This window comes from Nibrella saemangeumensis (assembly GCF_039541915.1).
Taxonomy (GTDB): Bacteria; Bacteroidota; Bacteroidia; order Cytophagales; family Spirosomataceae; genus Nibrella; species Nibrella saemangeumensis.
The window spans coordinates 1-12,842 of sequence record NZ_BAABHD010000070.1 but is presented as its reverse complement, the minus strand read 5'-3'; the positions used below and the strand labels follow the sequence as shown (position 1 = coordinate 12,842).

The following is a 12,842-nucleotide window of genomic DNA, read 5'->3' as shown; positions in this document are numbered from 1 at the left end:
TTCATTTAATCGCTCATTCCGCGCTAATACTAATATTCTTCACCGGTGCACCTTTCTCGTCTAAAAAACGAACGCAGAAATTAGCCATACCCGGCCCGTTGATGACGGCCCCGCGGATGATGTTCCGGCCCTTTTTGAGCGTTAACCGGGCGGAGGTACCATTATCGGCAATCATATCCCGGTCACCCGACAGCAGCAAAGCTTCCTGTCCATTCAGCCACCACATGCTGCCGGAGTTACAGCCGGCCGCCAGCCTGACGTTTTTGATTTCTTCGGGGCTATTGATGACCGTGACCAGCCAGACCAGTATGCCGTATCTGGGTTTGTTGAGGGCGTAGGTAAAATGGTATAAATTAACGTTGAAGGCCTTGCTGTCCAGCGCATACCATTTCAGTGCCTGGTTGCCCACGTTTACCGTTTGGCCATGTTTGGGAACGGTGGTGTAATCAGGGGAAAAGTTATCGGTTGAAAACGTGGTTCGGAGGTAGTTGTCCGTGAAAATATTATTTCGGACAATATCTTTTTTGACCGGTTCCAGCACCAGCCAGCGTTGAATAAACCCTTTGGCATCCGGTGCTTTTTTGGCGGCCGAGGCCGGTATGAAGTGTTTGGACAGGGTATGGGTGGTATCGCTTTTTAAAGGTATGGGCGGGAGAGGGGGCCGTTGCCCCGGTCCCGGCCCCTGGGCAAAAGCGGTACCGCCACCGGGTTGTAAGCCTGCTAAAACGACCAGCGTTAGAATTGGCAACCAATAGTTGTATTTTCTGTTCATAGAAGATGTCCCTGGTAAATCAAAGAAGCATGGCTGAAGGAATTACTTGTTGCTGATTATAAGCGTTTGTAAACCGAGAACATCGATCCTGCCTTAAACAAAATCAATTCGTTTTTAGAGACGGAATAGACGATACCGCGGTTTTCATTATTGTTATCTTTATCATACATCTTACCGTTTCGGTTATCATCCCTTGCCAGTAGTATCTGCTCCCATTCGCCAACAAGGCCATCAACCGCAGAGACGCCATTATGGTGCTTGAGCGTTTTGTCTTCGTTGAAAACGGGTAGCTTCAGATATTACACACTATAGCAGACACGCATAAATCTATCTCGCTAACGGATCAGGTCGTATCTGGAACTTGAAAACTTTACTCGGTGTACCTTTTCCACCTTCCATGTGAAAAGGTGCGCGTGTACTTATTGTTGCCCATAATCCGCGCCCTTTCCATCCGGCATTGGGATCGTCAATCCGCCCATCCATCCACTTGGTATAAAATCCCAACGGGTAGGGGACACGAAGTACCACCCACTTTCCATCCTTCAACGCTAAAAGACCTTCAGATTCATTACCCGTGTTGATAGGTGTATTTTCTCCAAGCCCCGATGTGTTGAACTGATCTACCCAGGTATAGTAGCTGGACTCCGCACTGCCTGGAATATTCAGACCCTTAAATTGCGGAAGTGGCTCTGTATAAAACGTCCAGCCCTCAGGACAATGCTGTCCGGTCGCTGTTGGTCCGTTGCGTACTTTGCATTTTCTGCAATCGAAGCTGGCGAGGTGACCACTGGCCAAAGCAACCCAGGCCACTCCGTTCCGATCTACATCCATGCCGCGCGGAGAAAATCCCTCAATCGGCTCACCCTTTTCATTAAGTGGAAGCTCAAAATATTCTGCAAGAGCTGTTTCAGCAGGATTGCTTCCTGGATTTAACCGGATCAGTGCACCTGGATAACCAAGGCTGGATCCCCATACAGAACCATCAGGCGCAGGTGAACACGCATATAAACCTTTGGCGATTCTCTTGTCCTTCTTTGGGTCATTGGGTGCATCAGGTTCGGTATAAACATCACGTTTGCCATTTCCATTAAAGTCAAGAATAATTGGAGTCCAGCCCTGTGCTGCTTTTTCATCTCCTGTCTCCAAATATTTTTTCGTGTTGAACCACCCTATTACCTGTCCCCCTCCGCTGGTCCACAGCGTGTTGTTACCATCTTCGGCAAACATCAGGTGATGCGTACTGAAACAGGTGTTTATGGGCGTGTATTTCCCTGACTTGGGATCATAAACACCGAGCTGCCGATATGATTTGTCAACAGGAAAAACTTTTGCTGATGGGTGATCAGACCCTTCCTTGCAGAAGTCAGGATTGTCTGAAGGTCGAACTGTTGCTGTGATCCACACACGCCCTTCTTTGTCGAACATAGGATTGTGAACATTGGTTTTGCTGTTCCATATCGCTGTGTCTCCCCAGTATGGTGATCGTTGTACTACTACTCCTGATGCAGATTGGGTATTGGGGTCAAGAACAGAAAGGGGCACCTGGCTGATCTTGTTTGCCATAGGATCAAGAACAGGAAGATAGTCTGTACTCAGCTCCGTAGCACCGTATAGCAGACCATTGGCATTCGTTGTTGGGTTTCTTCGATCGGTTGACACCACATCGTGCAAGTAGGCTTTTGGATCTGCCCAGTCCCACTGTGAGATGACAACGTTGCGTTCAACTCCTTCTGGCCGTTTTGGCTTTGATGGAACTTCGCCCTGCGCAATTCGATCGGTCCAGTCTGCGAACATCTTTAACAGCTGTTCACGACCAATGGTCACCATGCTGCCAACCATTTGCCCGCCCGCCTGGCCCGACTGTAATCTTCTCTCCCATGCCATTACCGAACTCGCAAATTTTCCAAGCGAGGGCTGAAACTCACGCGTTCCTTTGCTGCCGAGCTGATGGCAGGCAAGGCAGGTTCCTGACTTAATACTTCTAAGAAAATCAGCCTGGACTTTTATGTTTGGAGAAATTCCATTACCATTTGGTCCGGTACCTGGAAATTTGGATTTATCAGGAACATTAAGCAGCGAAAACCAGTAGCCTGCCGGATAATATTGTGCAGCTTCCTTTTCCGAAGGAGCAATTACGGCAGTTAGATCAACATTGCTCCCAGGTTTTGCATCTTTCTTTTCCGAATCAACCAGCCCATAACCCCGGACCCAAATTTTGTAGTTTGCTGTTGGAAGTTCAGGAAGCAGATACTGACCGGATTCATTTGTCACTACGATTTTCGCAAAGCGGGTAGGCAGGTCGTAGGTTTCAGCAATTACCCACACACCGGCTTCGGGTCCATTGGGCCCTGTAACCGTTCCTCCAATGTCGTTGTTTCCTATATTTACCTCTTTAGTTGGCGTTTTATACATCGCAATAACGACGAAAGCAATTAGGAGGTACCAGGCATGGTAAAGAAAGGATTTAGCTTTTCTGACAAACGGCAGGCTTTCATTTTTTTTCATACCCTTTACGGTTTACAATCGTTGAGATTATACCTGTACAAATGAGTTCCTGAATTTTCGGTGATTTTATTTTGTAGGCATTTCGAAATAAAATTGCAGCCAACTCGTAAATAGATGCATATTTTACGCCCCAAGCTAAATTTTGCATTTTCCTCGAAGATTTCCAAATCTCACTCAGCTCAATTGGTGAACTGTTGTTTGTTAACGCATTATGGGTGAGATTGAGCGAACGCATAACGTAAAGTAGTCTTGATGCGGTCCGTCGTAACATTTCTTGTGACCAAACGGTCGGCCGCAATTCCTGGATGAACTTACTATTGGCTCCATCGCTTCGGCTATCAGCGGCTGCATGGCAAAGCGGAATATTCAGGAACGGGTACCGGCTGTTCAGACGACCGATTCGTGGCATTCATGAAACTGTAAAACCCGCTGGGCAATCGAGACAGCATCGTCCTGGATGCCCCAGATAATGCCCGATGCCCTTCTGCGCAGCCAGGGAAGCCCCAGAAAGTACAGGCCCTCTACCGCAGAGACGCCATTATGGTGATTGAGCGTTTTGTCTTCGTTGAAAACGGGTAGCTTCAGGTAGCTAAAATCACCGGTGAAGCCCGTTGCCCAGATAATGGAGGTAATGTTATTGGCTTTTAAAGACAGCGTGGTGATAGACGATGCGCAGGAAGCCGTTTCGTCGGGCAGGTCGTTCGGGTCTTCGTCGGGCGCGGGGGCCGCTATGTTTTGCTGGTCAATGTAGCCGTCAACGGCGCTCTTCAGCTTGGCAGAAAACGCATCTGCAAACAGCACATGCTCAGCCGCATTGGGCTGTAAGTAGACGGTGTCACGATCGGCATGGTCGGCTTTGCCCAAAATCACCGCGCCTTTTTGGGCCAGGGATTGCAGGCTGCAGGTTTTTCCGCGGATGCCGACGCCGGAAACCTGCGGTGGTCTCGTGCGCAGTAATTCGGGACTAGCCTCATCACGCATCGTATCGTACAGGCCCATGCCGAACATCCAGTCGAAGATATCCTTACCCCGGTACGTTCGGGGTATACGGCCCACTTTGCAGGTAGACAGGAAAACGGTTCGGCCCGCGTTGCTCAGGTCTTCGGCTATTTGCGTGCCCGATTGCGCACTGCCCACCACCAGCACGGCTCCTGGCGGCAACTGTGCCGCACTGCGGTATTCAGCGGCATGTTGCTGTACAATGCCGGCAGCGATCTGGTGCGCGAAAGGCGGAATGGTTAGTTTGTTCTGCCCGCCGGAAGCAACAACCACTTGTCGGCTGTAACAGGTCTGCGGAACGCCGTTTATGGTTACGGTAATGGCAAAGCCAGAGCGGGCTTCCTCTTTTTCGATCGCCGTAACAACCGCATGCTCAACAACGGGCAGGTTGAACTCCCGAACATAGGCTTCCAGTTGATTGACAAAGGCCGGGGCATACGAAAAAGCCTCTGAATCCTCGAAAACGGGGCTTTGTCCCGGTAACAGGCTTAGTCGGTTGACCGAATTCAGTTTAAAGGACTGCCAGCGTTGGGAGCGCCACGTTTCGCCAATCTGACCCCGTTCGAATACCCGGTGCGAAAGCTGGTGATCGGCTAACAGTTTGCTGATGCTGAGGCCTGCATGACCCGCACCGACGACAACAACATCAACTAAAGGATGATCCATGATGGTAGGAGTTTACCCGAAAGGTAAGGTACGCATTAATGGGAAAATAGTACCTGACCAGTTAGCTTCCGGTTTGGAAAAACCGTTGTCTGGATTACTCCATCCTAAGATTATCCACCGGATTTGTATTGGCCGCCTTCAACGTTTGGGAGAAGATGGTTGTCAGTCCAAGGGCTAACACCACCGCCAGGCTTATGACGATTTCAACCGCACCAATGGGCGCATGATAATACTGGCCCTCTTGCAGCATCAACTCCATTAACAGGTAGACGCCTGGAATGGTAACGGCAGCCGCAATGGCCAGCAGCACCAGGAAGTCCCGGGATAGCAGGTACACCAGGCTTCCGGAAGAGGCACCCATCACTTTCCGGATACTCACTTCTTTGACCCGGTTTTTGACCGTGAACACGACCGTGCCCAATAGCCCCAGGCATGCTATGGTGATGGCCAACAGTCCCAGGAACCCCCACATCTTCACAATGCTGTTATAAAACGAATAGGCATCGCGGATCTGGTCGGCCAGGAATTCGGCTTTAAACGTGTCCCCTTTCCCGACAGTTTTCCAGGCTGCTTCCATGTCCCTGAAAGCCTGGGGCTTGTTGGTTGATAGGAGGTGAAAATTCGCATAGTTGAAGTTCTCGGGCGCATATTCGAAGAAAAAGTTTCCAATGGGAGATTTCAGGTTTGCGTAGTGGAAATCTTTCAAAATACCCGCCACCCTCACTTCTCGTTTATCGGGCAGGATGATCACCTGATCGATGGCGCCGGAAGCGTCATCCGGGCTCAGCTTTTTTGCAAATACTTCATTGATGATGATCAAACGCGAGTTTACGCCGGCATCGTTGGTGAAGTTCCTTCCCAGCACGAGGTGCAGACCCATGTTGGTTATAAAGTTTTCATCGATGGCCATCTTGCTCGCGGCTATGGAATCTGAATGGGCCACCCGCTTCACATATAACCCCGGTACGTTACCGGCTCCCAGTGGGTGCGACGACATAGCGATCGGAGAAACGAAGGAAAGCTTTCCAAATTCATTTTTGACCAATTGCGGATCCGCCTGTTGAAGGTCAACGTTGAGTATGTTCTCCTGGTCGAATCCAAAATCATAATGGATGGAGTACCGATACTGTTGCATCATAACCACCATGGCCATGATAAAACCCAGCGACAGGATGAATTGGGAGGTGATCACGACTTTGCGCAGCGAAAACCAGCCTCCCTTTTTTGTTTGCGGCTCCTTCCCTTTCAGCGCCAGGGTGGGGCCGATTTTTGAAAAATGGAGCGCCGGAACAATGCCCGCAGCAACCCCAACCAGGAGGGCGAAGGCTATGAAACCGGCAAACGTTCCGGGCGTCGGATTCAAATCAACCGAATCATGTTCGGCGGTAAGCGACAGGGCTTCGCGAACTGGATTAAAGAACAAATACGACAGTGACACCGCCAGCAGCATAATAATGGTGCTTTCCATCACAAACTGCATAAAGATCTGTCTTTTCCGTGCGCCCATCACCTTCCGCACCCCGATCTCTTTCATCCGTTTGAGCGACTGGGAGATAGCGAGGCTCACGTAGTTGCTGCATGCTGTGAGGAGTATAATCAGGGGTAAAACTCCCATGAGCGCCATTTCCTGGTAGCTCCATTCGTTGCCCATGTCATTATCCAGCTCAGGCCCGGGAACAATGGTATCGAACCGCTGAAGTTCGAACGAAGCCTGGAACTCAGGTGTCGTATATTTTTCTTTTGCAACACTGTTGAGGAACGCTTCGATGGCCGAGGGACTCGAATTGTCAGCGAGTTGCAGATACGTGTATGAATTGCGGAAGTTATTCCAATTCTTTTCGTCGGTTGTAAAAGACGCGCCATGATGCGAGGTGAGCGTGGCGAATGAGACCAACGCTTCGACTTTCAAGTGCGAATTCTTCGGCATGTCTTTCGCTACCCCAGTGACCATCACTTCACCAAATGGCTCGATGGATACAATTTCGCCCATCGGGTCCTTTTTCCCAAAGATTCTGGCCGCAGCGGCCTCGGTAACAACCATCGTATTGGGCTGTGCCAGCGAAGTGGCGGGGTTGCCCCGCAGCAGGGGAAAGTTAAACATCGAGAGATACGCTGCATCCGCAAAGTATCCGCTTACAGGAATTTTATTGTCGGCATAACGAACATGTCGGGGAAGCGATTGGTGAATACGAACAACCTTTTCCACCCCTATGACATTGCCTTTCAGCAGTTGAGTCGCACCGATGGGCACGGATGCGAACGACGGGTTCTCCTGCCGATCCTGAACGTGAGTGATTACCCGGTATATGTTCTCTTTATTCGGATGAAAGTTATCGAATTGGTAGATGAACACGATCATGGCAACGACCAGTAGGTTGAGCGACATGCCCAGTGCCAGGCCAAAGACATTTAAGGTTGTGAAAAATTTGTTTTTCGACAGGTTACGTGTAGCGGTCTTAAAGTAATTTTTGAACATGGCGTGGTATTGGATGTTTGTAAACAAATCTTGAATCTGCGCTTGTGCCGGTAAAAAACCACTCCGAGAAACCTCTGTTTCTTAAAACAAAGTGTTTTGTACATAGTAGGACTGACTTGGGTAAGGATTACAACGTCTCCTTACCCGCCTTGTTACAAAGGCAGTGTTGGCTAAAATTGTTATTCTTTCGGGTTGTAATTGTCCCAATACTCCCTCGGTGTCAAAACGCGGGTATATTCAAACTCGGTTATTGTGAAGTCAAGCGTGTTTACTGTTATAAAGTAGTCTGCTGCACTTACTGCTGCCAATTGCATAAACTTGTTATCGCTTGTATCGGTCAAATCTTCGACTTTTCAGTCTGTTTTGTAGAAAGTTGCAATTTCTCGCAGTTTGTTCAACACTACTTGTGCTTTCGTCTTGAAGCTGGCAAACCGGGAAAATTTATCCTTGTTCAGCACTTCCAAATACTCGATAACCACTTCTTCCGAAAGGCAGGTTTCCACTTTTTCTGTTAAAGCTAAATCGTACAAAATCTTATTTTTTAAATCCGCAGGAGAACAAACCGCCTATGATTAAAAACCCAGAAAAAAGCGTGAAAGGAATTTTGGTTTTTTTTGTTAGCTAGCGGGCGGTTATAATCAATGACATCTATCAGAATGTCATTGATTTAGCTCTTTTTAATACCCTGATAGGTTCTTTGAATTCGTCAAGAACGTCATATTCAAAGTCAGTGTTGCCGGCAACCTTGTCTAATCTTTGTGTAATAGCAAATTCTCCTGCCTTTAAGAAACTATGGCCCGATAACTCTGACGTGAATTCTATTGCCTCTCCAGCCACATCTATGCTCGTGGGACCTTTCTGTAATTCACCATCGTCTTCATCATTTGGGAAATTACCGAAGTCATCAACAATTGGATCTCCGCTAAGCGCAGCATCCAGATCAGAAAATTCGAACTCTTTTATTTTGTTCCTTGATTGAACAGAAAAAATGGACATTACTGTTGAATCAAGAGCCCCTTTAAACGGAAGTTTGCCAGATTCATGAGAATCTGGACTTAGCTTAGCAAGTTCCGCACTTGCAATTAAGGCAAGCTTAGCAGCTAGTTTTGCCGGCTCTTTTTCATTCCAATTGTGTTTTTTTCTAAGTTCTTCAGGTATAAAACCAGATGGCCATATTCCGATAACAGCATCTCCGACAGTGTTTAGTACCATGCCCAAATTTTTTTGGATAACAGCTGCGGCTAAACATTGAAAATCTGAGAGCATTTTAGAATACTGATAAAGACTAACTTCCGGGTTATTACGGATTTTCCTTGATCCTTTAACGTCAACTACCATAACAGGCAGTTCAAGAGATGCATGTCCCGGGCAAATGCGCAAGAACATGTCGCAAGTATTGCAGTAATATTTGTTCCTTTTATTTCTTGTGATTGTTATGCGCCCGAAATTTGGATCTTCGTATATGGAGCCAAATGCAAGTTTGCAAAACACACAGGTGTCTACTTGTCCTTGCTCGGAAGAAGCAATTTGTTTAATTGAATCATGCATGGCATGATGTTTATCCATAATTACCTGTCTTACGGCAAGACTGGGAAACTTCCCCGGCAAGGCACCCAGTACGACGTCTCTTAATACCATGCTAGGACCACTGTATGCAAAAAGCACTTCCCACGCATGATTAAAATCTTCAATTGCATTAGGGCTCGATGAAGTTTTTGTCTTCATCATCTTCGTAGCATGTCCTTTAAGAGTTTCCATACCGTATAAAATTGTTTAGCTAAAAGTTTTCAGTTCGAGACTATTTATACTTTGAATGCACAAGATCTTCAGCGGCTTTCTGCAAATAGCCCACTATCTCAGGAATCATATTTCGTTTACCCTGATCTGTATCTGATAGCCAGGGATTCATTACCGTAGTTATCAAAAAATTCATATCTAAAGTATCATCTTGATCAATTTTTAGTTGATTTCTTAATGACCTGATTGCATTTGAAGAATTTTCAGAGTCGAAAGTTGAGCTGGTCACAATGACTTCAGGAAGCGGCTCATCTGTATTTTGATTACTTAATTTTTCAAACAAGGAATTGTTAAAGTCGTTGGTGACTTTGGGGTCTTTATTTTCTTTACCATTAATTATAGGATTCAATGCATAGGAGATAATATTCAGATCTGGCCCTGTTCTTTGGAAAAGATCGAATTCAATCTTGCTCTCACTAAGTCTTTCCCATAATTCGAGATTAGAAAGTTTTGTCCACTCTTTAATTCTTTCTATTTCTTCAGGTTTCAGATCTGTGAGAGCAGCAAGTTTGAAATCCTCTGATTCTATAGCCATCATTTGAGCGAATAAACGCTTAGTGTTAAATGTACATCTTCCAAGTACTCTCCCATATCCACTTTGATCTGGCTTAATGATCCGATGGCTAAAATAGACGCTGGCTGCTGATGCACCAGGTTTAGATCCTTCTACACCAAATACTCCTGTGGTAGGTGCATCTCCTCCATGATAAACTACAGGAGCTGTGATCTGAATCATTTGAGGCATTCGATGATCCTTGTATACTAAGCTTCCAGCAGGGTATAATGCAAATCCAGATTTATGAGGATCAATTGTAATAGTGTCAGCATCTTTTAGCCTGGCCAACTGTTTGGCAGTGTGAGTGTTCAATCCAGTGCTAGCAGTGAACATAAACATTTCATGTGCCCGTGGATTTTTACTCGCATTTTTGAGTTGTTGATATGCGATTGCTGCGTCAATATTTTCCTTGTGCGCATCCCCTGATTGATTTCCTTGCGCTAACTGTCTATGTGTTCTAAGGTGGTGGTGTGCATCTGATTGTTCTGAAGGGGCATTCAACATTGATGCAAAATACCCTCCCCATGCTCCATCGGCATGCACGAAAAATTCCATACCATTTTCTCTCATTTTCTCCCTGAGTTCGAGAACACCTGAAAGGTCGTCAACAGCACTCTCTTCAGTGGTGCCCATTACAGCCACAACAGTTATAATCGGAATTTTCTTTTCGTAATGTTCCTGAACGGTTTTTTCCAAGTGATCAATCTCCATTCTTGCATTACTCTGGATCTGGATTTTGGTAAAAGAGCCGCTCCCTAGCCCAATAAGGGTTGCAGCCTTGGGTAGTGAATAATGCATGGTGGCAGGGCCAACCAATTTCATATTGCCTAAAGCCTCCCGGAATTCACCATCGGCCTCTAAGAGTTCATCCATATAATTGGCAAATCTCATAAGGCCTAGTTGCTGAACCGTGTATTTCTGGATCAGATTCTCAAGCGTAGTACTATCAACCCCCGCCTGTTTAGCTAATTGCAACAGGCGCGTGGGAATGCTTAAAATAACATCTCTCTTCAGGTTGATCAATTCCCACCAGCCCATGTCAAGTATCTTTTTCCTAGGCGCGTTTTTACCGGTTAGTTGAACTTCTAATTTACTTAGTTTAGATAGATAATCTTCTTTAATGAAAGCTGCCAGTACGGCAAAAGGATAGAGTTTGGTGTTTCTACCAGACCACATTGCTTCAATATTGGCCATGGTTCCATCACAAGTGATATGTCCCCAAGGTTCTACATCTCCATCATCCATGTAACCAACCATATGGCATAAGTCATTTGCCACCTCTATCTCGAATGCAGTAGTCAGTGGACTCGCTTCTGCAGCTACGTTATTTTGATTGTAAAGCATTGCTGCAAAATAGCCTGCTACTGAAGGAAGAGATTGATCCCAAAGCATATGGCCCTGATATCGGTAACTGCTAAAGGGAACACTGTAAGTCTCCAAGTTTCTCACCAATTGCTTGAAGTTGCTCATGATGACTTTGCTCTCTGCTTTATACTCGGGAGAATCTGTATTCGCCCATTCTGGGTCATTAGGGTAAGTAGATTCTCTACCATCAGTTGCATGGTGAAGTGCTTCCTCCAACATTTCTTTCAGTAGATTATGACTTTCTCCTTTAGGCCCCAAAAACCACGTACCCATAGACTGGGTACCGTTAGATTTGGCAAGAGCCATTTGCCCCCTAAGGGCTTCAATTTTCTTGTTTATATCCATGATGATAGTTTAGCTGATTTCTTTGCTGTCTTGACAGAACTGATAGTTCCAATAATTGATGACTTTAGTAGAGAACCACCAGGTATGTTCAACGTCGATGTAGAGTTCAGGGAGCTTATTCTGGAGATTTCCGAACATATCTCTATATTGACTTAGTCCATGATATAGCACTTGATGACGAGTTTTATCTTTCAATGGATTGTCACAATAGGTGCTGTAGTTGTCATAAGGCAGATGAGGGAAGCAGACATGTATTGTTGCAATCAATTGCTCTTCATCTATCCAATCAGGTGCTTCTTTCAATGTGGCTACATGATCATACTCTGGTTGCCATATGACAGAATGCATTATATGGGCTTCTTTCCCCCTTCCAAACAGTATGTAATCTTCAAATCGTCTTGAATTTTCATTTCTGTTAATGTGTCTATAATGAACTACCCTTTCTACCGTAACCATCACATTAGTCAGCCATGGTTTAACTTCCGGTTTTCCCCAATACCCGGCCCAAGGTGGTTGAGGTAAGGTAGCTGGAGGCAAGTGCATACCCTTTAGTCTTTTGTCGGGGCCCTTCTTTTGGTCGGGAACAAGTTCAGTTGGAACCTCCTGAGCGGGTTCGACTGAAGTCCATACATTTGCGTTAAACTTTTTTCTGTTTCCGGAAGCAAGGCTTGGTACTGTAAAGGCTTCAATGTCTTCAGAACCAAACCAGTTGGCCAAATAATACGAATTTCCATTTTTCATTCTGTCTGCTAAAATTTTCTTTTTAACATCTTCAGGAATAGTGACCTCAAGTATCAATTCATAGGAATGAGCCTCCATATGGGTCATGATTTGATGAACGAGGAATAAGGTATCTACCCCCACAAGACAAAATGCATGGTGATCGGGATCATTTTTGATAGTTTGTGTGTCCATTTGGATAAAAAAGGGTTTTAAATGATTTCAAAATTTAGTCTTTCTTTTATGTAAGATATTTGTACTCTTAGGATTTTTCAATTGTGACTTTTTAAGCTTATTGTTTAATTTCCTCAAACCATATTTAGACATAAGAAATCAACCTTAGTGTTCAAAATTGGCTTCAAGTACGGAGAGTGTTTTTAGATGTGGATGCCAATATTACCTTGAAAAACCAAAAAAAGAACGCCAAATACACACCACTATTTCCTCCAATCGGAATAACGTTTTGCTTTCTATAATTGTAGAAAGTTGTACTATAAAACTAAAAATATTTCTTAATTATATACCTGGTCTAAACATTAAGAACCTGTTTAAATTTTACGGCTAATGCGATAAATGTTCGCCAGATACACAAAGGATTCGGCCGATGAACAGTCACATTCATAATCTTTGCTGAGTCGGCG

7 protein-coding genes are annotated in these 12,842 nt (G+C 45.6%); all 7 read right to left on the bottom strand.

Going from position 1 to position 12,842, the window contains the following annotated elements; translation table 11 throughout:
• Window positions 1-13 precede the first annotated feature (13 nt).
• Entirely contained in the window at window positions 14-772 is a 759-nt protein-coding gene (locus ABD949_RS19760; RefSeq protein ID WP_345246194.1) for an acetylxylan esterase, read from the bottom strand.
• A gap of 327 nt (window positions 773-1,099) precedes the next feature.
• Complete coding sequence (locus ABD949_RS19755; RefSeq protein ID WP_345246192.1) at window positions 1,100-3,277, bottom strand: hypothetical protein; 2,178 nt, start codon at window positions 3,275-3,277, stop codon at window positions 1,100-1,102.
• A gap of 387 nt (window positions 3,278-3,664) precedes the next feature.
• Window positions 3,665-4,942 carry a flavin-containing monooxygenase gene (locus ABD949_RS19750; RefSeq protein WP_345246190.1) on the bottom strand — a complete coding sequence of 426 codons (1,278 nt, stop codon included), beginning with the start codon at window positions 4,940-4,942 and terminating at the stop codon, window positions 3,665-3,667.
• 94 nt (window positions 4,943-5,036) lie between these two features.
• Window positions 5,037-7,445 (bottom strand): ABC transporter permease, encoded by a 2,409-nt coding sequence (locus ABD949_RS19745; RefSeq protein ID WP_345246188.1) that lies wholly within the window; start codon window positions 7,443-7,445, stop codon window positions 5,037-5,039.
• Window positions 7,446-8,069: 624 nt separating this feature from the next.
• Window positions 8,070-9,176, bottom strand: coding sequence for a nucleotidyl cyclase domain-containing protein (locus tag ABD949_RS19740; RefSeq protein WP_345246186.1), 1,107 nt, complete (start codon window positions 9,174-9,176; stop codon window positions 8,070-8,072).
• A gap of 40 nt (window positions 9,177-9,216) precedes the next feature.
• Window positions 9,217-11,481: a pyridoxal-dependent decarboxylase gene (locus ABD949_RS19735; RefSeq protein WP_345246184.1), complete on the bottom strand. Its 2,265-nt coding sequence runs from the start codon at window positions 11,479-11,481 to the stop codon at window positions 9,217-9,219.
• 9 nt (window positions 11,482-11,490) lie between these two features.
• Entirely contained in the window at window positions 11,491-12,396 is a 906-nt protein-coding gene (locus tag ABD949_RS19730) for a hypothetical protein (RefSeq protein ID WP_345246182.1), read from the bottom strand.
• Between the last annotated feature and the right edge of the window lie 446 nt (window positions 12,397-12,842).

Excerpts from the sequence above, each read along its gene's own strand:
- ABD949_RS19735 (WP_345246184.1), bottom strand. The coding sequence starts at position 11,481 with ATGGATATAAACAAGAAAATTGAAGCCCTTAGGGGGCAAATGGCTCTT.
- ABD949_RS19755 (WP_345246192.1), bottom strand. The coding sequence starts at position 3,277 with ATGAAAAAAAATGAAAGCCTGCCGTTTGTCAGAAAAGCTAAATCCTTT.
- ABD949_RS19730 (WP_345246182.1), bottom strand. The coding sequence starts at position 12,396 with ATGGACACACAAACTATCAAAAATGATCCCGATCACCATGCATTTTGT.
- ABD949_RS19760 (WP_345246194.1), bottom strand. The coding sequence starts at position 772 with ATGAACAGAAAATACAACTATTGGTTGCCAATTCTAACGCTGGTCGTT.
- ABD949_RS19740 (WP_345246186.1), bottom strand. The coding sequence starts at position 9,176 with ATGGAAACTCTTAAAGGACATGCTACGAAGATGATGAAGACAAAAACT.
- ABD949_RS19750 (WP_345246190.1), bottom strand. The coding sequence starts at position 4,942 with ATGGATCATCCTTTAGTTGATGTTGTTGTCGTCGGTGCGGGTCATGCA.